Source organism: Brevundimonas phoenicis, assembly GCF_047237745.1.
Classification (GTDB): domain Bacteria; phylum Pseudomonadota; class Alphaproteobacteria; order Caulobacterales; family Caulobacteraceae; genus Brevundimonas.
Genome location: NZ_JBDFLN010000001.1, coordinates 3056056 through 3080702, shown reverse-complemented (window position 1 = coordinate 3080702; position 24647 = coordinate 3056056). Strand labels below are relative to the sequence as shown.

Here is a 24647-nt window from a genome sequence, read left to right as displayed (position 1 = left end):
ATAGGGATTTTGCGCCGAACGCATCACTGGCGCGTGATCATGCGGGCGCGGGCGCGTTTTTAGGGTCAGGAGCGCTTTAATCGTGCAGGCGATGCGGCGAGACGATCAGGCCGTCTTCGTCGGCGTAGAGCCAGTCGCCGGGCGTGAAGATGATGCCGCCGAAGGCGGTGGGAATGTCGATCTCGCCGATGGCGTCGCGATCGGCGCGCAGGGGGATGGTTCCCAGGGCTTTGACGCCGACGTTCATGGTGTTGATGACGGCTGTGTCGCGCACGGCGCCGTGGACGACGATCCCGACCCAGCCGTTGTCGATGGCCAGCTTGGCCAGGTTGTCGCCGACTAGGGCGCGCTTCAGCGAACCGCCGCCGTTGACGACCAGAACCGCGTCCCGGCCAGGGCGCTCCAGCGTCTGGCGGACCAGGGCGTTGTCATCGAGCACGCTGAGGGTGCGGACCGGGCCGTGGAAGGCCGTGACCTGGCCGAAGCTGCGGAAAGGCGTCTGGCAGACCTTCACCACGTCAGGATGGGCGTCGCACAGGTCGGCGGTGGCGAAGGTCATGGGGAGGCTCCGTTGGATCGCGGGGACTCTGCCCGTAGGCGCCGAAGGGAAACAAGGCCGTTGCACCGAGAAACGCGTTTGACGGGCGTATCTCAACATCCGCTCATCCCGGCGGAAGCCGGGATCCAGTGCTTTGGCTTCGGGGCGCGAGGGGCAATGGGTGGCGATGCGTGCGGCGCTCTCACTGGATCCCGGCGTCCGCCGGGATGAGCGGGAGAGAGGCGGGGCGGCGTCTTGAGCGAGCAAAAAAGAGGCCCGCCCGAAGCAGGTCGGGCGGGCCGGTCTCCGTTCGACCGGCCCCGCGGGGTCGGTAGGCGGGTCGCGAGGCGGCGAACGGAGAAGCTCTGGCCGTCAGAGTGCCCTTGCCTCCCGCCGTCACCCTCGGGCTTGACACGAGGATCGGATCGTCCGCGCGATCCCGACTGGAAAGGAAGAGGACGCTGCCTGGCTGGATCCTCGGGTCAAGACCGAGGATGACGGCGTTGGGGGTGGCGGATCAGCCCTCCATATCCTGACCTTCGTCCGGCTCGGGCGCGCCCAGCATGTCGTCGGCGATCTTGGCCGTTGACTGGCGCACGGCCTTTTCGATGGCGAGGGCCATGTCGGGGTTGTTCTTGAGGAACTCCTTGGCGTTCTCGCGACCCTGGCCGATGCGGGTGGAGTCGTAGGAGAACCACGAACCCGACTTCTCGATGATGTTGGCCTTGACGCCCAAGTCGATGATCTCGCCGATCTTGGAGATGCCTTCGCCGTACATGATGTCGAAGATGACCTCTCGGAACGGCGGGGCGACCTTGTTCTTGACCACCTTGACGCGGGTGGTGTTGCCGACCACCTCGTCGCGGTTCTTGATCGCGCCGGTGCGGCGGATGTCGAGGCGCACCGAGGCGTAGAACTTCAGCGCATTGCCGCCCGTCGTCGTTTCCGGCGAGCCGTACATTACGCCGATCTTGTGACGGATCTGGTTGATGAACAGGACGATGCACTTCGACTTGGAGATCGAGGCCGTCAGCTTGCGCAGGGCCTGCGACATCAGACGGGCCTGAAGGCCGGGCAGGCTGTCGCCCATCTCGCCCTCGATTTCCGCGCGGGGCGTCAGGGCGGCGACCGAGTCGACCACCACGATGTCCACGGCGCCCGAGCGCACCAGGGTGTCGACGATCTCCAGCGCCTGCTCGCCCGCGTCGGGCTGCGACACCAGCAGGTCGTCGAGATTGACGCCCAGCTTTTGCGCATAGACGGGATCGAGCGCGTGTTCGGCGTCGACGAAGGCGGCCACTCCGCCCTTCTTCTGGACCTCGGCCACGGTGTGCAGGGCGAGCGTCGTCTTGCCCGAGGATTCGGGGCCGAACACCTCGATCACCCGGCCGACCGGCAGGCCGCCGATGCCGAGCGCCATGTCGAGGCCCAGCGAGCCGGTCGAGACGCTTTCGATCTCGGCCACCACGCCAGCCTTGCCCAGTTTCATGACCGAGCCCTTGCCGAAGGCGCGATCGATCTGTGCGATCGCCGCCTCAAGAGCGCGTTGTTTGTCGCCGTCTTCTTTACCCACGAGCTTCAGTGCCGCCTGTGACATTGGTTTTCTCTCCCTTGCCATGATTCCCATCTGACTTCGGGAGAGACCCGCCACGGACCCGCTCCCTCGTTGAGCCGGACTATGGACATGGTTTGTTCTTGTTCGCAAGATGTTCTCGTGAACTGAACGAGAACATTTATCGCGATGCGACCGAGTATGACGTATGTTCTTTCTTTTGCCCACGGTGATGACCCAACAGCCAAGCTCGCGCGTTAGGAGGGGATGACTGATCTTCAGACCGCCCAAACCGTCCCGCCCGCCGAGCCGGCCAAGCCCGCCGTCCTGACCATCCGCAACGCCCGCATGGGCGATGTCGCCGGGGTCAACGCCCTGGTGGCGCGAGTTTACAAGGACATGCCGCCCTATACGCCGGGGATGCTGCGCGGCCAGATCGCCACCTATCCCGATGGGCAGTTCGTGGTCGAGTTCGAGGGGGAGATCGTCGGCTACGCCGCCAGCTTCCGCATCGACGAGGCGTCGGCCATGGGGCCGCACACCTGGGACCAGATCACCGGCGGCGGCTATGGCGCGCGGCACGATCCGGCGGGCGCGTGGCTGTATGGGATGGAGGTCTGCGTCGACCCCGCCCGACGCCGCCTGCGCATCGGCCAGCGCCTGTATGACGCGCGCCGCGACCTGTGCGAGGCGCAGAACCTGAAGGGGATCGTCTTCGGCGGCCGGATGCCGGGGCTGGCGCGCCGCCGGGCCGCCTATCCGGACCCGAACGCCTATGTCGAGGCGGTGCGCGACCGCAAGGTGAAGGATCCGATCATGGCCTTTCACCAGCGTTCCGGGTTCGAGCCTGCGGGGGTGCTGCTGAACTATCTGCCGTCGGACAAGGCGTCGCTGGGCCATGCGGCGCGCTGGGTCTGGCGCAACCCCTACTATGTTGAGGCGACGGGCAAGGGGGCGGCCTTTGCGGTCAAGGAGACGGTGCGCGTCGCCACCGTCCAGCTGCAGATGCGCAAGGTCGAGAGCTTCGGCGAGTTCATGGACAACGTCGAATATTTCGTCGACGTGGTCTCGGACTATCGCGCCGACTTCGTGGTCTTCCCCGAGCTGTTCACGCTTCAGTTGCTGTCGCTGGAGACGAAGAAGCTGACCCCGGCGGAATCGATCGAGGCCCTGACCCGCTATACGCCGCGCTTCGTCGAGGCGATGCGCGAGCTGGCGGTCGGCTACAACGTCAACATCATCGGCGGCTCGCACCCGACGCGGACCGAGGACGGCGAGATCCAGAATGTCGCCTATGTCTTCCTGCGCGACGGCTCGGTGCATGAGCAGGAGAAGATCCACCCGACGCCGAACGAGCGGCACTGGTGGAACATCAAGGGCGGCGACCGCGTCCACGCCATCCCCACCGACTGCGGGCCGATCGGGGTGATGATCTGCTACGATTCCGAGTTCCCCGAACTGGCGCGGCGTCTGGCGGACGAGGGGGCGCGCATCCTGTTCACCCCCTTCTGCACCGACAACCGGCAGGGGTATCTGCGGGTGCGCTACTGCTCGCAGGCGCGGGCCATCGAGAACCAGTGCTACGTCGTCCTGTCGGGCAATGTCGGCAACCTGCCGAACGTCGAGAACATGGACATCCAGTATGCGCAGTCGTGCATCCTGACGCCGTGCGACTTTCCCTTCGCGCGCGACGGGGTGGCGGCCGAGGCCAGCGAGAACGTCGAGACGGTGACGGTGGCGGACCTGGACCTGTCCGATCTGGCCTGGGCCAAGGCGCAGGGGACGGTGCGGAACCTGCGGGATCGACGGTTTGATCTGTACAAGACGGTGTGGACGGACGGGGGCTGACCTTACCCCCGCTCATACCGGCGGACGCCGGGATCCAGTGAGAGCCGCGCGCACAGGACTTGCCTATTCAAGCCGCGCGTTTGAGGCCAAAGCACTGGGCCCCGGCGTCCGCCGGGGTGAGCGGTGATTTCGTGACCTGCCTTTTATTCCGGCCGCCGCGCAGGGCTATCCCGGAACCTCGGCGCAGGGGCGGGCTGCATCACGCCCTGCGCGGTGACGAAGGCGTCGCGGGCGCGGTTGTGCGGGTGGTCGGGGGCCTCGGTCATGGACAGGACGGGGGCGACGCAGGCGGCCTGGGCGTCCGGATCATTGCACCAGTCGTCGCGCGTGCGGGTGCGGAAGACGGCGGCCAGCTTGTCCTTCAGCCTCGGCCATTGGTCCGGGTCGAAGGGCATGGCGAAGTCGGGATCGCCGGCCAGCCCCGTCAGCCGCATCAGGGCGATGTAGAAAGCCGGTTCGATGGCGCCGACGGCGACGTACTTGCCGTCCGACGTCTCATAGACCTCGTAAAACGGCGCGCCGGTGTCGAGCAGGTTGACGCCGCGCTCGTCGCGCCAGGCCAGGCTGGGCGGCAGGGGCGCGGGCAGGGTCTGGCGGAAGCCCCAGATCATGCTCATCAGCAGGGAGGAGCCGTCGGTCATGGCGCAGTCGATGACGTCGCCGCGCCCGGTGCGCTGGGCCTTGAGCAGACCGGCGACCATGCCGAAAGCCAGCAGCATCCCGCCGCCGCCGAAATCGCCGACCATGTTGATCGGCGGGGTCGGCTTTTCGCCCGCCCGCCCGAAGGCGTGCAGCGCGCCCGTGACGGCGATGTAGTCGATGTCGTGGCCCGGCGCCGGGGCCAGCGGTCCGTCCTGACCCCAGCCGGTCATGCGGCCGTAGACGAGGCGCGGATTGTCGGCCAGCAGCATGTCGGGGCCGAGGCCCAGGCGCTCCATCACGCCGGGACGGAAGCCCTCGATCAGGCCGTCGGCGGCGCCGGCCAGATCGCGGATCAGGGCGGCGCCTTCGGGCGTCTTCAGGTCGGCCTCGACATGGCGGGCGCGGCTGCGGTTCAGCGGATCGCGTGGGTCGGGGGCCGCGCCGGGGCGGTGGATCAGCACCACCTCCGCCCCGTGATCGGCCAGCATCATGCCGCAGAAGGGGGCGGGGCCGATGCCGCCGATTTCGATGATGGTCAGGCCGTCGAGGGTTCCGCTCATGCCCGCCACTGAAGCCGAGGCGGGCGGCCCCGTCCAGCTTGCGCTGTGCGGAACCGCCTCTCCGGGGGAACTGAATGATGAACCCGCTCACCCCGGCGGACGCCGGGGGCCAGTGCTTTGGCCGAGGGGCGCGACCGTGCCGGTTGGCGAGGCGCGCGTTGCTCTCACTGGATCCCGGCGTCTGCCGGGATGAGCGGATATATTAAGTCTAGGCCGCCCGGTTCTTCACCAGATCGTCCACGACCGACGGATCGGCCAGGGTCGAGGTGTCGCCCAACGCCCCCAGTTCGTTCTCGGCGATCTTGCGCAGGATGCGCCGCATGATCTTGCCCGAGCGGGTCTTGGGCAGGCCCGGTGCCCACTGGATCACGTCGGGGGCGGCGATGGGGCCGATCTCCTCGCGGACCTGGGCGATCAGGGCCTTGCGCAGGGCGTCGCTGGGCTCGATCCCCTTGTTCAGGGTGACATAGGCGTAGATGCCCTGGCCCTTGATGTCGTGGGGGAAGCCGACGACGGCGGCCTCGGCCACATCGTCGTGCAGGACAAGCGCGCTCTCGACCTCGGCCGTGCCCATGCGGTGGCCCGAGACGTTGATGACGTCATCGACCCGCCCGGTGATCCAGTAATAGCCGTCTTCATCCCGACGGCAGCCGTCGCCGGTGAAATACTTGCCCGGATAGGTCGAGAAATAGGTCTCGAAGAAGCGCTGGTCGTCGCCATAGACGGTGCGCATCTGGCCCGGCCAGCTGTCGGTGATGCACAGATTGCCCTCGGTCGCGCCCTCCAGAACCGCGCCCTCGGCGTCGACGATCTGCAGCTCGACGCCAGGCAGGGGCTTGGTCGCCGAGCCGGGCTTCAGGTCCGTGGCGCCGGGCAGGGGCGAGATCAGGGCGCCGCCCGTCTCGGTCTGCCACCAGGTGTCGACGATGGGCAGGCGGCCTTCGCCGACGACCTCGTGATACCAGCGCCAGGCCTCGGGGTTGATCGGCTCGCCGACGGTGCCCAGCAGGCGCAGGGACTTGCGGCTGGAGGCCTTCACCGGGGCGTCACCCTCGCGCATCAGGGCGCGCAGGGCCGTGGGGGCGGTGTAGAAGATGTTGACCTGATGCTTGTCCACCACCTCCCAGAAGCGGCTGACGGTGGGATAGTTGGGCACGCCCTCGAACATCAGGGTGGTCGCCGCATTGGCCAGGGCGCCATAGACCACATAGGTGTGGCCCGTGACCCAGCCCACGTCGGCGGTGCACCAGAAGACCTCGCCGGGGCGATAGTCGAACACCAGCTCATGCGTATAGCTGGCCCAGAACAGATAGCCGCCGGTGGTGTGCAGCACCCCCTTGGGCTTTCCGGTCGAGCCGGAGGTGTAGAGGATGAACAGCGGGTCTTCGGCGTTCATCGGCTCGGGCGCGCAGTCGGGCGAGGCCTTGTCCGTCTCGACGCCCCAGTCCAGATCGCGGCCCGCGACGAAGGGCACCTCGGCGCCGGTGTGGCGCAGGACGATGACGGTCTTCACGCCCTCGACCTTCTCCAACGCCTTGTCGACATTGGCCTTCAGCGGCACGCGCTTGCCGGCGCGGCAGCCTTCGTCGGCGGTGATGACGAACGCAGATTCGCAGTCCTCGATCCGCCCGGCGATGCTGTCGGGCGAGAAGCCGCCGAAGATGACCGAATGCACGGCGCCGATGCGGGCGCAGGCCAGCATGGCGTAGGCCGCTTCGGGGATCATCGGCAGATAGATGGTGACGCGATCGCCCTTCTGGACGCCGTTGGCCTTCAGCACATTCGCCAGGCGGCAGACGCGCTCGTGCAGCTGGCCGAAGGTGACGGCTTCGCTGTCGGTCGGCTCGTCGCCTTCCCAGAGGATGGCGACCTCGTCCTTGCGGGCGGGCAGGTGGCGGTCGATGCAGTTGACCGAGGCGTTCAGCACCCCGTCCTCGAACCAGCGGATGCGGAAGTCGGCCTTGTTGAAGGAGACGTCCTTGATCTTGGTCGGGAAGGTCATCCAGTCGAGACGTTCGGCTTGTTCGGCCCAGAAGGCCTCAGGGGTCTCGCGCGCCTGCATCCGGGCCGCTTCATAGCCGGCGCGGTCCATGTGGGCGCGGGCGGCCAGTTCGGCGGGGACGGGATAGATTTCCGGATCAGACACGCGATTTTCCTCCAGCAGTCTTTTTCTTTTGCGACTTCAGAAGCCGTATTTGGCGAACAGGATCAGACGGGTCATGTCGCCGTCCAGCCCTGACTCCAGTTTGCGGTCAGCGAACATCACCTCGGCGCCGACATCAAACGCCGTGACCGGCGACCAGATCAGATTGGCGTGAAGGCTCTGGGCCGAACGGTTGACGCCTGTGCCGGTCAGGGCCGTGTCGTTGTCCACCTTCTGCGTCGACCAGATCAGGCTGGAGCGCCAGCCGGGCGCCCAGACGTGGCGATAGGCGGCGAAGCCCGCGACGACGCCGATGGCCTCCAGATCGCCCGAGGCGTCCAGCACCGCGTCGTTGGAGAAGTTCAGCCCGACATAGCGGCCGATGCCTTCGCCGCCCGTCAGCATCAGGCGGATGTCGTCCTGCGCCCCGACCTTGAACTTGGCCGAGGCCGACAGGCCCCAGCCGGTGGCGGTGGAATCGATGTTGGTCGCCGGGTTCTGATACTTCAGCTGGCGCACCAGGCCGGACAGCTGAACGTCGCCCCACGGGCGGCTCAGCGCATAGCGGGCGGTCAGGTCGGGCAGGCTGTTGTCGTCGGCCACGATGCGGGCGCCGCCGCCGAAGGGGGTAACGGTGGTCTCGGGGTTCTCCAGCGCGATGGAGAAGGGGCCGCGCGTGTAGCGGACCTGGGCCTGACGGGCGAAGACCGTGCCCTCGGCCGCGCCGACGAAGTCCGCCGATTCCGGCAGGACGGCGGTGTTCTGGAAGTTGGTCCACTCCTGACCGATCAGCCAGTTGTCGATGGTGACGAAGGCGCGGCGCAGGGCGGGGTTCGAGCCGCTGGTCGTGCGCTGGTCGCCCGAGCCGGGCAGGGTCTGGAAGTCCATCTCCAGCCGCGTGCCGATCTTGCGACCGCCGACCACGCCGTCGGTGGTCAGCCAGAAGCGGGTCTGGCGGGCGTTGAAGTCGGTGGCGACGTCTTCGTCCGCACCGCCGACCGGGATGGAGCCGGGCAGGTGGTAGTCCCGCAGGGCGTCGCCGTTGGCCGGGTCGCCGCCGGAATAGCTGGAGGCCATGGCGTCGACCTTGATGAAGCCGCCGAACTTCACCGTGTGGTCGCCGATGCGGAAGCCGTCCGAAGGCGCCGCCGGGGCGGAGACCGGCGTCGGCGCAGGCGCCGGCCGCGTCTCCAGGCGGATGATGTCCTGAGCTTGCGAGGCCTGCTGCGTTCGCGCGGCGGCGACTTCGGACTTAAGACTGTTCAGCTCGGCTTCGAGCTGGGCGATACGGGCTTCCAGGGCGGCGCTGGCGTCTTGAGCCAGTGCGGCGCCGGGCGCGAGCAGCAGCGCGGCCGCAGCCACGCCGCCGAACAAACGGCAGCTTCCCATGCGTGGTCCTCCCAGACCGTTGTTCCGGACCCGTCTGTCGCAGGCCTCAGGACGGCAGCATTCCGCGCGCTCCGGGTTTGCGGCCATTAGCCATTCGTCTAGTTTCGACCAAAGTCGAGGCGCGGCATGGTGTCGTCGCGACGCGGCCGACGAAACAAGAACCGCGCGTGGGAAGGACACTCATGGATCGCATCGTCGTCGCCGACGACCACCCCCTGTTTCGGGCGGCGCTGAAGTCGGCTGTCGAAAAGGCGTCCGAAGGCGCCCAGATCGTCGAATGCGCCAGCCTGGCCGAGGCGCAGACCGCCCTGGGCGCGGCGCCGGTCGATTTGCTGCTGCTGGACCTGAAGCTGTCGGACGTGGACGGCATGACGGGCCTGACCCTGATCCGCGCCGATCATCCGGCGGTCCCGGTCGCCGTGGTCTCGGCCAGCGAGGAGGCGCCGACCATCCGTCGCGCCCTGTCGCTGGGGGCGGCGGGCTTCATCCCCAAGTCGGCGGCCCTGCCGACCATGGTCGAGGCCATCCGGGTCATCCTCGAAGGCGACACCTGGGCGCCCGAGGTCGAGGCGGCGGGCGAGGAAGAGGTCGATCTTCAGGCCCGCATCGCCAGCCTGACGCCGTCACAGCTGCGCATTCTGGAGGGGCTGAAGGTCGGGCGGCTGAACAAGCAGATCGCCTTCGATCTGGGCGTGACCGAGGCCACCATCAAGGCGCACCTGACCAGCGTCTTCCGCAAGTTGGGCGTGCAGAACCGGACCCAGGCGGTGATTTTGGCTCAGTCGTTGGATCTCTAGGCGCGATTTCTCCCTCCCCTTCATGGGGAGGGTGGCTGAGGCCTTCAGGCCGAAGTCGGGTGGGGCGGCTTGGTTCGTCAGATGTCGTGCTGTGTATCGCTCGGCCTTCCCCACCCGGTCTCCGCTTCGCTTCGACCACCCTCCCCATGAAGGGGAGGGAGAAAGATCAGCTCCTCAGGAACGCCTTCAGCGCCGCCGGTTTGACCGGCTTGGGCAGCAGAACGGCGCCCGCAGCCGCCGCCTTTTCCTTCAGGCCGTCGCGGGTGTCGGCTGTCACCAGCGCGATGCGCCTGACCCCCCGCGCGCGCAGTCCGTCCACGGCGGCTAGGCCGTCCGGCTCGTCATCGCCCAGATGCAGGTCGACCAGGGCCGCGTCGAACGGGCCGACCGCCGCGCGCGCATCCGCGACCGAGCGCGCCGTCACGGCCTGCGCGCCCCAGCGGTCCAGCAGGGCCGTCAGGGCGTCGAGGATGGCGGGCTCGTTGTCCACGCACAACACCCGCAGCCCGGCCAGCGGAAGGCGGCGGTCGTCGATGACAGTCTCCGGCTCGGAGCGGGCGGCCGCGCGCGGCACGGCGACGCGGAAGGTCGTGCCGCGCCCGACGCGCGAGGCCAGCGACAGGGGATGGCCCAGCAGGTCCGACAGCTTCTGCACGATGGCCAGGCCCAGACCCGCGCCCGGCTCGTCCACCGGGGCGCCGGGCAGGCGGACGAACTCGCCGAAGACGGCCTGGCGGTCGGCCTCGGCGATGCCGCGCCCCGTGTCGCTGACCAGGATCTGCACCCGCTCGCCGTCGCGCCGGGCGCCGATCAGCACCCGCCCGTGGTCGGTGTAGCGGATGGCGTTGGCGATCAGGTTCTGCAGCATGGAGCGCAGCAGGTCGCGGTCCGAGGCGATCCACAGAGCCGACGGCGCCACCTTCAAGGTCAGCCCCTTGGCGCGGGCGACGGGGGCGAACTCGCGCGCCAGTTCGTCGAACAGGCCGCCCAGCGATAGCGGCGCCACGGCGGGCTGGACCCCGCCCGCCTCCAGCTTGGACAGGTTCAGCAGGGCGGTCAGCAAACGGTGGGCGCTGTCGATGGCGCGGTCGGCGTTGGTCGCCAGGCCGCGTGCGGGCGATCCGGCCAGATCGGCGTCTTCCCTTAGGGCCGCGATGAACAGGCGCGCGGCGTGCAGCGGCTGCAGCAGGTCGTGGCTGGCGGCGGCCAGGAAACGGGTTTTGGAGGCGGTGGCGTCCTCGGCCGCGCGGCGGGCCTCCTCCAGCCGCTCGGTGCGGTCGGCGACGCGGGCCTCCAGCCGTTCATTGGCCTCTTCCAGCTCGCGCGCGGCGCGGCGCAGGGCGGTGATGTCGGTGTAGCTGGTGGCGTAGCCGCCGCCGGGGATGGGCGCCCCGGACGAGCGCAGGATGCGGCCGTCGGGCTGTTCGCGCTCGTGGTCGTGGGGGATGCGGCGGGCCAGGGCCTCCAGCCGCCGTTCGACCCAGGCGTCGATCTCGTGATCCGGCACGCCCGCCTCGCCGCGCTCGGCGTTCAGGCGATAGACGGCGGCAATGGGCAGGCCGACGTGGACGAAGCCCGCAGGCAGGTCGAACATCTCGACATAGCGGCGGTTCCAGGCGGTCAGGCGCAGGTCTTCGTCGACGACGCTGACGCCCTGATCGATGTTGTCCAGCGTGGTCTGCAGCAGGTCGCGGTTGAATTGGACGGCCTGAGACGCCTCGTCGAGCATCCGCACCACGTCCTCGGGCGCGCGGCCCCCGGCGGCCAGGGCGGCGGCCAGGACGCGTCGGGCGGCGGCGGCGCCGACGGCCCCCGCCAGCATCCGCTCGGCCGCGCGGGCCAGGGCGGCGTCGGCCGGGTCGGCGTCCTTCAGCCTGACATCGGTTTCGCGCGCCCAGGCGGCGAAGGCGCGCTCGGCCCGCTCGTCGCCGATGAAACGGGCGACCAGGGCGCGCAGGTCGCCGACCGAGGCCCCGGCCGAGCCGCCGCGCCCCTCCAGCCAGTCGGGGCCGAGCCGGTCGACGAAGGCGCGGGCCTGAACCCGGTCGATCAGGCGCGGCGGCCGCGCCCGCGACACCACCACGAAGACCCCGAGGTTCAGCGTCAGGCTGAGGAAGACCCCCGCCGCGAATGGATCTTCCAGCCCCAGCATGGCCGGGACGTTCAGGCCGAAGCCGGGCGCCAGCTGGGGCGCGGCCAGCATGACCGCCCAGACCGCCATCCCCGCCGCCAGTCCCGCCAGGGCGCCGCTGGCCCGCCCGCCGCGCCACAGCACCGCCCCGAACAGCGACGGCGCCAACTGGGCCAGGGCGGCGAAGGACACCAGGCCGATGGCCGCCAGGCCGCTGGAGCGGTCCATCGCCAGATAATAGAGCCAGGCCAGCAGCAGCAGGCCGACGATGGCCAGGCGGCGGATGTTCAGCAGGGCCCGGGCCATGTCCGGCGGGGCCGCGCCGCGCCGCCGTCCGGCGGCCATCAACGGCAGCACCAGGTTGTTGGACACCATGGCCGACAGGGCCACGGCCTCGACGATGACCATGGCGGTGGCGGCCGAGAAGCCGCCGACGAAGACCACGGCGGTGAGCAAGCTCTGCCCCGCGCCGAACGGCAGGGCCAGCACCAGCAGGTCGGGGTTGGTCTCGGGCCGGAACAGCCCGCCCGCCGCCACCAGCGGCAGGACCGCCAGGGTGGTCAGGATCAGATACAGCGGAAAGATCCAGCGCGCGCGGCGTACCTGGGCCGGATCGCCGCCCTCGACGAAGGCGACGTGGAACTGACGCGGCAGGCAGAAGATGGCCAGGGTCGCCACCAGGGTGATGGCCATGAAGCGGGCATCGATGTGCGGCCACGTTCCCAACTGGCCCAGGCTGTCGGCTGCGGCCTGACGCGAGGGCGAGGCGGCCAGCAGGACGACGGCGAAAACGGCGACGGCCAGCAGGGCGGCCAGCTTGACGATGGACTCGATGCCGATGGCCTGGATCAGGCCGCGGTTGTGCTCGGTCAGGTCGGGCCGTCGCGCGCCGAACAGGATGGCGAACCCGGCCAGAACCGCCGCCATGACCAGGACGGTCAGGCTCTCGGACCCGGCGACGGGGGTGCCCGCCGTGATCATCTCGCCCGCCATCGACAGCGACTTGAGCTGAAGGGCGATGTAGGGGACCGAGCCCAGGATGGCGACGCCCGCCACCGCCGCGCCCAGCGCCGGGCTCTTGCCGTAGCGCGACGAGATGAAGTCGGCCATCGAGCCGACGTTCTCGCGCCGGGCGGCCGAGGCGATGCGCCGCCACAGCGGCAGCAGCAGGGTCAGCCCCAGGATCGGCCCGACGTAGATGGGCAGATACTCCCACCCGTCGCGCGCCGCCGTGCCGACGGCGCCGTAATAGGTCCACGAGGTGCAGTAGATGGCCAGCGATAGGGCGTAGAGCGACGGCCCCAGCATCCCGCGCCGCGCCTTGATCTGCGGCCGCTCGTACCACCAGGCGATGCCGAACAGGGCGGCCATGTAGAAGGCCGTCAGGGCCAGGGTGGCGAGGCTGAACATGGGCGTCATCTGGGCCGGGCGCGCTCACGCGGGCAAGTGAAAAAGAAGGCGGCCAGGCCGAAGCCGGACCGCCCGCAGGTTGGCGAAATACTGGCGCCGCCGTGACCCTTCTCCCCTTGTGGGAGAAGGTGGGCGCCGGAGGCGCTCGGATGAGGGGTGGCGACGCAACGCTCTTGAAGTCGTTCTCCGACAGTCCTGCGCGCGCCGGGACAAGGGGGGCGCCTGCACCCCTCATCCGTCTCGCTCCGCGAGCCACCTTCTCCCACAAGGGGAGAAGGAAAGGTGTCGCGCCTTAGTCGTGGATATCCACGTCCTTGCCCTCCTTCACGAAGAGGACGCCGACGATCAGGGTCAGCACGGCGATCGCGATGGGGTACCACAGGCCGTAGTAGATATTGCCCGTGGCCGCGACCATGGCGAAGGCCGTGGTCGGCAGGAAGCCGCCGAACCAGCCGTTGCCGATGTGATAGGGCAGCGACATGGAGGTGTAGCGCACCTTGGTCGGGAACATCTCGACCAGGGCGGCGGCGATCGGGCCGTAGACCATGGTCACATACAGGACCAGCAGGAACAGGATGCCGATCACCATGGGCTTGTTGACCAGGGCGCTGTCGGCCTTGGCCGGATAGCCGGCCTGGGTCAGGGCGGCGGTCAGGCCGGCGTCCCAGGTCTTCTTCTGGGCGTCGAAATCGGCCTTGGGCATGACCTTGCCGTTGAAGCTGTCGACCACCTGGTCGCCGATGCGCACCTGGGCCACGGTTCCGGCCGGGGCGGCTTCGTTGACATAGGTGACGCCGGCCTTGGCCAGGTGGGTCTTGGCGAGGTCGCACGAGCTGTTGAAGACGGTCTTGCCCACCGGGTCGAACTGGAAGTGGCAGTCGGCCGGATCGGCGTAGACGGTCACCGGCGACTCCGCCACGGCGGCGGCCAGGCGCGGGTTGGCGGCGCCGGTCAGGGCGTTGAACAGCGGGAAATAGGTCAGGGCGGCCAGCAGACAGCCGACCAGGATGATCGGCTTGCGCCCGATCTTGTCCGACAGCCAGCCGAAGAAGATGAAGAAGGGCGTCGCCAGCGCCAGGGCGGCGGCGATCAGGATGTTGGCCAGGGCTGGATCGACCTTGAGCGTCTTCTCGAGGAAGAAGAGGGCGTAGAACTGGCCGGTGTACCAGACCACGGCCTGACCGGCAGCCAGGCCGAACAGGGCGATCAGCACCAGCTTCAGGTTCGGCCACTTCATGAAGCTGTCCTTCAGGGGCGTGGTCGAGCCCTTGCCTTCGGCCTTCATGCGCTTGAAGGCCGGGCTTTCCGACAGCTTCAGACGGATCCACAGGGACACGCCCAGCAGCAGGATCGAGACCAGGAAGGGAATGCGCCAGCCCCATTCGACGAAGGCTTCCTCGCCCAGAGCGAAGCGCACGCCCAGGATCACCATCAGGCTGAGCAGCAGGCCCACGGTGGCGGTGATCTGGATGAAGGAGGTGTAGAAGCCGCGCTTGCCGTGCGGGGCGTGCTCGGCGACGTAGGTGGCGGCGCCGCCGTATTCACCGCCCAGCGCCAGACCCTGGATCAGGCGCATCAGCACCAGGATGATCGGCGCGGCGATGCCGATGGCCGCATAGGGCGGCAACAGGCCGACCACGAAGGTCGAAATGCCCATCAGCAGCATGGTCACCAGGAAGGTGTTCTTGCGCCCCCACAGGTCGCCCATGCGGCCGAAGACGATGGCCCCGAACGGGCGCACGGCGAAGCCTGCGGCGAAGGCCATCAGGGCGAAGATGAAGCCGGTGGTCTCGTTCACGCCCGAGAAGAACTGGGCGGAGATGATCGCGGCCAGCGAGCCGTAAAGATAGAAGTCGTACCATTCGATGACGGTGCCGACGGAGGAGGCGAGAATCACCAGCCGGTCGTTCTTGTCGACCGTGTGCTCGCCGCCGTCCGCCGCACCCATGGTGCGGTCGGTCATGGGCAGTTCCCTTCCTGTGCGGCCGCGATGCGCGGCGCGTTTCCCTCGCGCCCGGCGTGCTTTGCGCCGGACGTCGGAAGGGAGAGTGACAGCAGGAACGGTGGTTTGCGCAGAGCGACCTTGGTCGAATAATCATGCTTCCCTCTCCCATCGGGAGAGGGATTAAATCCCCATGCAGAGGTATTTGATCTCCAGATAATCCTCGATGCCGTGGCTGGAACCTTCGCGGCCGAGGCCGGATTGCTTGATCCCGCCAAACGGCGCGACCTCGGTGGAGATCAGGCCGGTGTTGACGCCGATCATGCCGGTCTCCAGCGCTTCGGCCACGCGCCAGACGCGGCTCAGGTCGCGGGCGTAGAAATAGCCCGCCAGGCCGAAGATGGTGTCGTTGGCCAGGGCGATCCCTTCCTCCTCCGTCTCGAAGCGGACGACGCCGGAGACGGGACCGAACGTCTCTTCGCGGCACATCTGCATGTCCTGGGTCACGCCCGCCAGGACCGTCGGCTGGTAGAAGGTGCGGCCCAGGTCGTGGCGTTCACCGCCGGTCAAAAGGGTCGCCCCCCTGGCCAGGGCGTCGGCGACGTGTTCCTCGACCTTCTTCACCGCCTTTTCGTCGATCAGGGGGCCGATCTGGACGCCGTCGTCCAGGCCGTTTCCGACCTTGAGCGCCTGGCTGGCGCGGGTCAGCTTCTCGACGAATTCGTCGTGGACGGCGGCCTGGACGTAGAAGCGGTTGGTGCAGACGCAGGTCTGGCCTGCGTTGCGGTATTTGGAGGCCACGGCCCCCGCCACGGCCGCGTCCACATCGGCGTCGTCGAAGACCAGGAAGGGGGCGTTGCCGCCCAGTTCGAGGCTCATCTTCTTGATGGTCTGCGACGACTGCTGCATCAGCAGGCGGCCGATCTCGGTCGAGCCGGTGAAGCTGATCTTGCGCACTGTCTCATTGGACGTCAGTTCGCCGCCGATGGCCGAGGCCGAGCCGGTGACGACGTTGAACAGGCCGGGCGGCAGGCCCGCCTCTTCCGCCAGAACGGCCAGGGCCAGGGCCGACAGCGGCGTCTGGCTGGCGGGCTTCAGCACGACGGCGCAACCCGCAGCCAGGGCCGGGCCGACCTTGCGGGTGATCATGGCGGCGGGGAAGTTCCACGGGGTGATGGCCCCCACCACGCCGACCGGCTGGCGCAGCGTCACCAGACGCTTGGAGACGTCATGGCTGGGGATGACCTCGCCATAGGTGCGTTTGCCCTCTTCGGCGAACCATTCGATGAAGCTGGCGGCGTAGGCGATCTCGCCCTTGGCCTCGGTCAGGCTCTTGCCCTGTTCGCGGGTCAGCAGGCGGCCGAGAGCGTCCTGCTCGCTCATCATCAGGTCGAACCAGCGGCGCAGGATGCGAGCGCGCTCGCCCGCCGTCTTCGCGGCCCAGGGCTTCATCGAGGCTTCGGCGGCGGCGGCGGCGCGGCGGGTCTCAGGGGCGCCCATATCGGGGACGGTCGCCAGCACCTCGCCCGTGGCCGGGTTGGTCACCTCGATCGTCCCGCCGCCGTCGGCGTCGATCCAGCGGCCGTCGATATAGGCCTGATGACGCAGCAGTCGGGCGGGATCGGACATGGGGCGGCTCCTTGGTCGCGGTCGGGGAGCCGACATAACGCGCCGGAGCGGGCGCGGCTGCAAGATGACGAAACGTCTAGCTGAGCATCAGCCCCATGCGGACCAGGGCCGACAGGCTGTCGGCCTCCATCTTGGCCATGACCTTGGCGCGGAAGACCTCGACCGTGCGGGGGCTGATCTTCAGATTCAGCGCGATCTCCTTGTTGGAGAGGCCGGCGATCAGGGCGTCGAAGACCTGGCGCTCGCGCGGGGTCAGGCGGCCCAGCCGCATCTGCGCCGACTGGCGGGCCTGCTGGCGCACGTCCAGGTCGTCAAGCCGATTTAGGCAGGCGCGGACCGCCTCGATCAGGCGTTCGGGGTCGAAGGGCTTTTCGATGAAGTCGACGATACCGGTCTTCATCATCTGCACCGCCATGGTCACGTCGGCATGGCCGGTGATGACGATGACGGGCCAGGCGTTTCCGCGCAGTTCGATGAGGCGGCGCACCACCTCGGCTCCGTCCATGCCCGGCATCCGCACGTCGGTGACGACGCAGGCGGCGGCGTCTTCGGGCAGGGCGGCGAAGAAGTCGATCCCGCCGGCGAAACCGCGCGCTCGGACGCCGTCCGCTCGCAAAAGGGTCAGCAGGGAGTCCCGCACGGCGGGGTCGTCGTCGATGACGAAGACGGAACGGCTCATGACGCGGTCGCTTCCTCGTGTCGGCGCAGGGCGAAAGAGAAGGCTGCGCCGCCCATCGCCTGGCTGCGGCGCGCCGACAGGGCGCTGCCGTGGCGTTCGACAATGGTCCGCGTCACCGACAGGCCCAGGCCCATGCCGCCGGACTTGGTGGTGGTCAGGGGCTGGAAGATGCGTTCAACATCGGCCTCGGCGATGCCTGGGCCGTTATCTTCGACGGTGATGCAATAGACGGGGCCTTCAACACGGCCGGTCACGCTGACTTCCCCGTTATCCGGGCGTTCCGCCGCCGCCTCGACCGCATTGCGCACCAGGTTGACGAGGGCTTGTTGGAACTGGATGCGATCCGCGCGCACCCCGTCGTCCTGTGGGTCTGCGTCAAGCCTGATCTCGACCTGCTTGTCCTGGCCGATCATCTGCAGGATGGGCGACAGATCCTCGATCATGGAAGACACGCGTTCGCGTCCCAGCACGCTGGTTTCGATGGTTAGCAGTTCGCGCATCCGGTGGATCAGCTTGCCCGCGCGCAGCAACTGGCCCTTGGCGAGGTCCAGCGGGCGCCGGGCGCTGTCCGCCGCGGGGCCCGCCTTCAGCATCTCGGCCTGGCTGGCGTGCATATAGGTCGTGGCGGCGCTGAGCGGCTGGTTCAGTTCATGCGCCAGAGTGGCGGCCATCTCGCCCAGGGAGTTCAGCCGCCAGACCTTGTTGAGCTGGGCGTGCAGCTCGCGCGCCTGGGCCTCGGCGACGTGCGAACGCGTCAGATCGGTCAGAGCCAGGGCGACGTGTTCGTCGCCTGGCGCATGGGGAATGAGACCGAAGCGCAGGCTGAGAGGGAAGGTCGAGCCGTCGGAGCGGCGTCCGGTCCAGTGGCCGTGGCGTGCTTCCAGCGGGCCGGCCTGCGTACCCGCCTGCATCACGACGGTCATGTCGAATTCGGGCGTCAGGTCAGAGAAGGCGCGGCCGCGCGCCGCCTCACGCGGAAGGCCAAACAGGGCCACGGCCGCGCCGTTCATCCTCCGCACCAGGCCGTCCCGGCTGAGGGTCAGGGCGGGCGTGGACAGGAAGGCGGCGTGCAGCATGGCGTCTCTCGCCGCCAGTTGTCGGGCCATGTCGCGGTCCTGACGCCAGGCCGTGATCAGGCTGGCGATCGACAACAAGGTGAAGGCTGCGGCGAAGAGAAGGGAGAGACGCGTCGTCGCTGTCGCGGGAGCGATGAAGGCGAACAGCAGGGCGCCGATCGTCAGCACGGAGAAGGCCAGAGCCGTCGCCGAGGCGCTGGGCTTGCGACGGGACGCGACGGGGTGGCGGCGGTCCAATGCGGAATAAATCGAAAGTCCTCCTCGCGCCCGCCAGACCAGGGCCGAGACCTTCCGCAACGGCATCGTCAGAATCAAGACGTGGCGCGCTTTTAAATATTCACTGTCGGAGTAGCAATCGGCTCCAATGGAGAATGAGATCACAGAAAGCGACGTTTCTCTATATAACGTCGGTATATATGGTTTTTTAACTTTGTTGCTGAAAGCCGCCTGCAAGGTGATCGTAGATCATCTTGCGAGAAGGGTTCTGCATAGACTTGCGGCGTTTCGGCCGCAGAATGCGGATTTCTACGTACGGTTCAGTTTACGATTGCATACGGATGTCTGCGGCAAGAAGGCTTCACGTTCAAGAGGTCCGAATGTCCTTTCAAATTTCAGCCCCCCGCCAGAACGGCGCGCGCGGGCTTTGTACGGCGACGCTGATCGCCGTGGTCTGCGCCGCGACGCCGGTGCAGGCTCAATCCATCAGCGGCCAGCTGGGCCTCGCCAGCGAATACGTCGGCAAGGGCCTGGGCAAGAGCGCCGGCGATCCCAGTCTGAACGCCAGCCTTGAGGCGTCCTACGGCGACTTCTACGGCAGCGTCTTCGCCTCGACGGCCAAGCTGTCTCAAGGCTCCGACGCCGAGATCGTGACGGCGCTGGGCTGGCGGCCCAAGGCGCCGGGCGTGGCCTTCGATCTGTCGGTCGTGAACCGCGACCTGCCGGGCACGCGGTCAGGCGTCGACGCCAACTATTGGGAATATCAGGCCGACGCCGCCCGCAAGTTCGGGCGCGTCTCCGGACGGCTGCGGATCAACTACACGCCCGACGGTTTCGCCGCGACCAAGGAAGCCTGGTGGATCGAGGCCCAGGCGTCGACGGCCCTGGGGCCGCGCACCAAGGCGTCGGCCGCCTTCGGCGTGCGATCGGCGGACGGCGGGGCGGACTACAACGCCTGGAATCTGGGCGTGAAGCACAACCTGAGCGAGCGATGGGCCATCGACGCGCGCTGGTACGACACCGACAGCCATGCACTTGGCGACAACTACGACGGGCGCCTGGTGGGGGCGCTCAGCTTCAACTTCTGATCGAAAGCCGGTTCGGCTCTCAAGAGAATCTTCACGGGGGGTGAGTTAGATGGACGCCATGCTGAGCGACCTTAAGATCGAAAAGAAACTGATGGCGGCCTTTGCGGTCGTCATCCTGGCCATCGTCGCCATGGGGCTGACGGTGTTTTTGCAGATCAACGCCCTGGATGCGGCGCGGGCGGACCGAGCGCGCGCGGGCGTCGTCCAGCGCGAGGCCGAGGCGGCGCAATTCTATCTGGCGCGACAGGAGGCCAGCTATCGCGGCTTCCTGGTGTCGCGCGACCCCTACTATCTGCAACGGCTGGAAGAGCACCGGCAGAGCTTCAATAAGAGCCTCGATCGCGTGACGCAGCTGGACCGCGCCAGCGCCACGCAGGTGCGCGCGGCTCGGACAGCCGCAGACGAGTGGAACAAGCAGGTGGTCCAGCGCGGCCAGGCCCTGGTCGTGGATCAGGCCGGCTGGATGCAGGCCATCGCCATGGTCGGCCGCAACGGCGAGGCTGACAAATTCATCGACCCGGCCGAAAGCGCCCTGAACGGCCTGATCGAGAAAAAGGTCCAGGAAAGCCGCATCTATGCCGAGACTCAGGTGTCGGTCGCCAAGACGGCCCGCATGGTGCTGATCGGCGGCCTGGTGCTGGCGCTGGCGCTGGCGGCCGGCATGGCCGTGATGCTGACCAATATCCTGGCCAAGCCGCTGACGGCGATGACGGCGGCCATGCGCCGCCTGGCGTCGGGCGACACCTCGGTGGCCGTGCCGGCCGCCGGCCGAAAGGACGAGGTCGGCCAGATGGCCGCCGCCGTCCAGACCTTCAAGGACGCCGCCATCGCCAAGGACCGCCTGGAGGCCGAAGCCGTCGCCCAGCGTCAGGCCGCTGAGGACGAGCGCGCACGCGTCGAAGCCGAGAAGGCCCGCGAGGCTGAAGACGACAAGGTGGCCATCACCGCCCTGGCCCAGGGTCTGGGCGCCATGGCCAACGGCGACCTGACCCATCGCATCGACGTCGCCTTCGCGCCCAAGGCGGCGCAGCTGAAGGCCGATTTCAACGCCGCCATCGCCCAGCTGGAGAAGGCCATCGCCGCCGTGACGGCCAATGTCGCGGCCATCCGTTCGGGCTCGGGCGAGATCAGCCAGGCCTCCGACGACCTGTCGCGCCGCACCGAGCAGCAAGCCGCCAGCCTGGAAGAAACCGCCGCCGCCCTGGACCAGATCACGGCCACGGTAAACCGCACCGCCGACGGCGCCCGCCAGGCCGCCGGCGTGGTGCAGCAGGCGCGCGGCGAGGCGGAAGCCTCGGGCGCGGTGGTCAGCGACGCCGTCGCCGCCATGACCGCCATCGAACAGTCGTCCGACCAGATCGGCGCCATCATCGGCGTGATCGACGAGATCGCCTTCCAGACCAATCTGCTGGCGCTGAACGCGGGCGTCGAGGCGGCGCGCGCGGGCGACGCCGGTCGCGGCTTCGCCGTGGTGGCCTCTGAAGTGCGGGCTCTGGCGCAGCGTTCGGCCGGTGCGGCCAAGGAGATCAAGGCTCTGATCACGGCGTCCGGTCGTCAGGTGGAGCAGGGCGTGGCCCTGGTCGGCCAGACCGGCGAGGCGCTGGGACGCATTGTCGCCGGGGTGGCCGAGATCGATGGTCTGATGTCGGAAATCTCGGCCTCGGCCCAGGAGCAGGCGACCGGCCTGCAGCAGGTCAATGCGGCCGTGAACCAGATGGATCAGGTCACGCAACAGAATGCTGCGATGGTCGAGGAATCGACCGCCGCCAGCCACTCCCTGACCCAGGAGGCCGACGTGCTGGCCGCCTCGGTGGCGCACTTCAAGGTGATCCAGGCGGCGCCGTCGCGTCCTGCGGCGGCCCCCAGGCCCGTCGCGCCGAAGGCCCCCGTCGCTCCTGTCGCCGCCGCCCCTGCAACCTCTGCCGAGCCGACGCCGCGCGTCGCCCGGCCGGTGTCCGAAACGGTCGCCGCCCTGAAGACCATGGGACGCGGCGGCGCGGCCCTGAAGCCTGAAGCCATCGAAGACGGCTGGGAGGAGTTCTGATGACGGCCACGGTCGTTCTGGCCCCGGTTCTGGACCTGCGCGCGGCCGAGCCGCTGAAGGGCGAGCTTCTGGCGGCGCGCGGTCAGGCCCTGACGCTGGACGGTTCGGCCGTCGAGCGGCTGGGCGGGCTGTGCCTTCAGCTGCTGTTGTCGGCGATCCGCACCTGGCGCGCCGACGGCCAGGCTTTGACCTTCGTCAATGCGTCCGAGGCGCTGACGACCCAATGGAGCGCCTTCGGCGCTTCGCCCTCCGATCTCTCCGCACAGGACGCCCCCCAATGACCAAGACCGTTCTGACCGTCGATGATTCACGCACCATGCGCGACATGCTGATGCTGGCGCTCAAGGACGCGGGCTATCGCGTGGTTCAGGCCGAGGACGGCGTCCACGGTCTGGAGGTGCTTCAGGCCGAGAACCCCGACATCGTCATCACCGACATCAACATGCCGCGCATGGACGGCTTCGGCTTCATCGAGGGCATGCGGGCCGACCCGGCGTTCAGCGCCGTCCCCGTGCTGGTCCTGACGACCGAGAGCGACGCCGCCAAGAAGCAGCGCGCCCGCGAGGCCGGGGCCACCGGCTGGATCGTCAAGCCGTTCGACCCCGTGCGTCTGGTCGACGCCGTGCGCCGCGTGGCGGCCTGAGGATCTGAGACGATGAGCGACGATCCGTTCGAGGCGATCAAGGCGACCTTCTTCCAGGAATGCGAGGAGCTGCTCGCCGATCTGGAAGGCAATCTGCTGACGCTGGAGTCCGGATCGACGGATATCGAGGTCATCAACGCCGTCTTCCGCGCCGTCCATTCGGTGAAGGGCGGGGCGGGGGCCTTCGGGCTGGAAGACCTGGTGCGTTTCGCCCACGTCTTCGAGACGCTGATGGACGAGCTGCGCTCGGGCCGCAAGCCGTGCGACGAGCCGACGGTGAAGACCCTGCTGCGCGCCGCGGACGTGCTGGCCGACCACGTCGCCGCCGCGCGCGGCGCGGGCGCGCCCGTTGATCCCGTGCGCTCGGCCGGTCTGGTCGCCGAGCTGGAAGCCCTGACCTACGGCGGCGTCGCGCCGGTCGCGGCGGCCGAACCGGAAGAGGACGATTTCGGCTTCACGCCGGTGGCTATGGACCTTGGGGCGTTCGAGGCTCCGGCGGGCCTGCCGGACCTTCCCGACCTTCCCGACCTTCCCGACCTGCCGCCGCTGCCCGATCTGTCGGCGCCGAGCGCATCGCAGGGGTGGAGGGTCGTCTTCCGTCCGCATCCGCGCCTCTACGCCAGCGCCAATGAGACGGGTCTGCTGTTGCGCGAACTGGGCCGTCTGGGTCCGACGCGGGTGCAGATGGACGACAGCGGCCTGCCGCTGCTGGACGCGCTGGAACCGACCGACAGCCATCTGATCTGGACCATCGAACTGGACGCCGACGTCAGCGAGGCCGAGGTGCGCGAGGTCTTCGACTTCGTGGAGATGGATTGCGACCTCAGCGTCACGCCGTTGGGTGATGCGGCGTCGGTCGAAGCCGCGCCCGCCGCCATGACCGACGAGGACGGCAGCGACGCCTCGGCCCTGGCCCGCGCGGCCGCGCCGGAACTGGACATCGCCGCCCTGCTGGCCTCGGTCGGCGTCGCGCCGACGGAGGCGCCCGCGCCTGTCGCCGTCGCGCCCGTGACCCCTCCGCCCGCCGCGCCGGTCGCGCCGCCGCCGGTCAAGCCTGCGCCCGCGCCGGCCGCTCCGGCGCCTGTGCAGGCGACGGCCCCCGCCGCTGCGGCGCCCGTGACCATCCGCGTCGATCTGGAGCGGGTGGACCGCCTGATCAATGCTGTCGGCGAACTGGTCATCCAGCAGGCCATGCTGGCCCAGCGCGTGACCGAAAGCGGCCTGGCCCGCTCGTCCGACATCGGCCTGGGTCTGGAAGACCTCGAACTGCTGACGCGCGAGATTCAGGACAGCGTCATGGCCATCCGCGCCCAGCCGGTGAAGTCGGTGTTCCAGCGCATGCCGCGCCTGGTGCGCGAGGCGGCCGAGGCCACGGGCAAGAAGGTGAAGCTGGTCACGTCCGGCGAGGACACAGAGGTCGACAAGACCGTGGTCGAGCGCCTGGCCGAGCCGATCACCCACATGCTGCGCAACGCCATCGACCACGGGCTGGAAAGCCCGGCGGACCGTCTGGCGGCGGGCAAGCCGGAAGAGGGGACGGTGCGTCTGGCGGCCCTGCACCGCTCGGGCCGGATCGTCATCGAGATCTCCGACGACGGCAAGGGCATCAACCGCCCGCGCGTGAAAGGCATCGCCGTCGAGCGCGGCCTGATCGCCGAGGATGCGGTGCTTTCGGACGACGAGATCGACAACCTGATCTTCCTGCCGGGCTTCTCGACCGCGACCGAGGTGTCGGACCTGTCGGGCCGGGGCGTCGGCATGGACGTGGTGCGCCGTTCGATCCAGTCGCTGGGCGGGCGCATCTCCATCACCTCCAATCCGGGCAAGGGCTCGACCTTCACCCTCAGCCTGCCGCTGACGCTGGCGGTGCTGGACGGCATGGTGGTCGGCGCCGCCGATCAGACCCTGGTCGCGCCGCTCGCCGCCATCGTCGAGAGCCTGACGCCCAACGAGGGCGACATCCACTACGTCGGCGGCGTCGATCCCGTGCTGCGCTTCCGCGAGGCTTTCGTGCCGCTGGTGGACGTCGGCCTGGTCATGGGCTTCCGCGACGCCCCGACCGAGCTGAAGGGCGGGGTGGTGATGATCGTCGAGACCGAAAGCCGCCAGCGCGCGGCCCTGCTGGTCGACGCCATCCATGGCCAGCGCCAGGTCGTCATCAAGAGCCTGGAAACCCATTACCGCCACGTCGAGGGCGTGGCCGCCGCCACCATTCTGGGCGACGGCCGCGTGGCCCTGATCCTCGACATCGACGCCCTAGTGACCGCCAAGCGTTCCCGAACCCCGTCGCGTTCCGACCTGCAAATGGCGAGCTGAGACC

At 68.6% G+C, this 24647-nt stretch carries 17 protein-coding genes; 7 read left to right on the top strand and 10 right to left on the bottom strand.

Going from position 1 to position 24647, the window contains the following annotated elements:
* Positions 1–76 precede the first annotated feature (76 nt).
* Together rraA and recA are read right to left on the bottom strand one after the other, a co-directional pair.
* Positions 77–559 carry a ribonuclease E activity regulator RraA gene (gene rraA / locus ABC419_RS15465; protein ID WP_412876881.1) on the bottom strand — a complete coding sequence of 161 codons (483 nt, stop codon included), beginning with the start codon at positions 557–559 and terminating at the stop codon, positions 77–79.
* Positions 560–1055: 496 nt separating this feature from the next.
* Positions 1056–2135: a recombinase RecA gene (gene recA / locus ABC419_RS15460; protein ID WP_412876882.1), complete on the bottom strand. Its 1080-nt coding sequence runs from the start codon at positions 2133–2135 to the stop codon at positions 1056–1058.
* Between the two features lie 222 nt (positions 2136–2357).
* Here recA and ABC419_RS15455 point away from each other — a divergent pair, with 222 nt between their 5' ends.
* Complete coding sequence (locus ABC419_RS15455) at positions 2358–3938, top strand: GNAT family N-acetyltransferase (RefSeq protein ID WP_412876883.1); 1581 nt, start codon at positions 2358–2360, stop codon at positions 3936–3938.
* A 143-nt stretch (positions 3939–4081) separates the two neighbouring features.
* Here ABC419_RS15455 and ABC419_RS15450 read toward each other — a convergent pair whose 3' ends face one another.
* From ABC419_RS15450 to ABC419_RS15440, 3 genes are all read right to left on the bottom strand, one after another.
* Positions 4082–5140, bottom strand: coding sequence for a CaiB/BaiF CoA transferase family protein (locus tag ABC419_RS15450; protein WP_412876884.1), 1059 nt, complete (start codon positions 5138–5140; stop codon positions 4082–4084).
* A gap of 208 nt (positions 5141–5348) precedes the next feature.
* Positions 5349–7286 (bottom strand): acetate--CoA ligase, encoded by a 1938-nt coding sequence (gene acs, locus ABC419_RS15445; protein WP_412876885.1) that lies wholly within the window; start codon positions 7284–7286, stop codon positions 5349–5351.
* 36 nt (positions 7287–7322) lie between these two features.
* The gene (locus tag ABC419_RS15440) at positions 7323–8672 is read right to left on the bottom strand and encodes a DcaP family trimeric outer membrane transporter (protein ID WP_412876886.1); all 1350 of its coding nucleotides are present in this window, start codon (positions 8670–8672) and stop codon (positions 7323–7325) included.
* A gap of 182 nt (positions 8673–8854) precedes the next feature.
* On the opposite strand from ABC419_RS15440, the gene ABC419_RS15435 reads away from it, so the two are divergent.
* Positions 8855–9469: a response regulator transcription factor gene (locus tag ABC419_RS15435; protein WP_200167997.1), complete on the top strand. Its 615-nt coding sequence runs from the start codon at positions 8855–8857 to the stop codon at positions 9467–9469.
* Between the two features lie 166 nt (positions 9470–9635).
* On the opposite strand, the gene ABC419_RS15430 is transcribed toward ABC419_RS15435, so the two are convergent.
* The 5 genes from ABC419_RS15430 to ABC419_RS15410 form a co-directional block, all read right to left on the bottom strand.
* Complete coding sequence (locus ABC419_RS15430; RefSeq protein WP_412876887.1) at positions 9636–13010, bottom strand: hybrid sensor histidine kinase/response regulator; 3375 nt, start codon at positions 13008–13010, stop codon at positions 9636–9638.
* A 292-nt stretch (positions 13011–13302) separates the two neighbouring features.
* Positions 13303–14973, bottom strand: a complete 1671-nt coding sequence (locus ABC419_RS15425) for an MFS transporter (RefSeq protein WP_459562596.1) — start codon at positions 14971–14973, stop codon at positions 13303–13305.
* Between the two features lie 162 nt (positions 14974–15135).
* On the bottom strand, positions 15136–16581 hold the full coding sequence (locus tag ABC419_RS15420) for an NAD-dependent succinate-semialdehyde dehydrogenase (protein WP_412876888.1): 1446 nt from the start codon (positions 16579–16581) through the stop codon (positions 15136–15138).
* Between the two features lie 76 nt (positions 16582–16657).
* A complete protein-coding gene (locus tag ABC419_RS15415; protein WP_200168001.1) occupies positions 16658–17260 on the bottom strand; it encodes a response regulator transcription factor in 603 nt (200 codons plus the stop codon).
* Positions 17257–18639 (bottom strand): two-component system sensor histidine kinase NtrB, encoded by a 1383-nt coding sequence (locus tag ABC419_RS15410; RefSeq protein ID WP_412876889.1) that lies wholly within the window; start codon positions 18637–18639, stop codon positions 17257–17259. The genes ABC419_RS15415 and ABC419_RS15410 overlap by 4 nt, the downstream gene beginning before the upstream one ends.
* A 293-nt stretch (positions 18640–18932) precedes the next feature.
* Between ABC419_RS15410 and ABC419_RS15405 the strand changes: the two genes are divergently transcribed.
* From ABC419_RS15405 to ABC419_RS15385, 5 genes are read left to right on the top strand one after another with little or no spacing between them, the layout of a single operon-like run.
* Positions 18933–19640: a TorF family putative porin gene (locus ABC419_RS15405; protein ID WP_412876890.1), complete on the top strand. Its 708-nt coding sequence runs from the start codon at positions 18933–18935 to the stop codon at positions 19638–19640.
* 49 nt (positions 19641–19689) lie between these two features.
* A complete protein-coding gene (locus ABC419_RS15400) occupies positions 19690–21684 on the top strand; it encodes a methyl-accepting chemotaxis protein (RefSeq protein ID WP_412876891.1) in 1995 nt (664 codons plus the stop codon).
* The gene (locus tag ABC419_RS15395; RefSeq protein WP_200216410.1) at positions 21684–21965 is read left to right on the top strand and encodes an STAS domain-containing protein; all 282 of its coding nucleotides are present in this window, start codon (positions 21684–21686) and stop codon (positions 21963–21965) included. The genes ABC419_RS15400 and ABC419_RS15395 overlap by 1 nt, the downstream gene beginning before the upstream one ends.
* Positions 21962–22327 carry a response regulator gene (locus ABC419_RS15390; protein ID WP_040346123.1) on the top strand — a complete coding sequence of 122 codons (366 nt, stop codon included), beginning with the start codon at positions 21962–21964 and terminating at the stop codon, positions 22325–22327. Before ABC419_RS15395 ends, ABC419_RS15390 begins: the two co-directional genes overlap by 4 nt.
* Before the next feature lie 12 nt (positions 22328–22339).
* Positions 22340–24643 (top strand): chemotaxis protein CheA, encoded by a 2304-nt coding sequence (locus tag ABC419_RS15385; RefSeq protein WP_412876892.1) that lies wholly within the window; start codon positions 22340–22342, stop codon positions 24641–24643.
* The last annotated feature ends 4 nt before the right edge of the window (positions 24644–24647 follow it).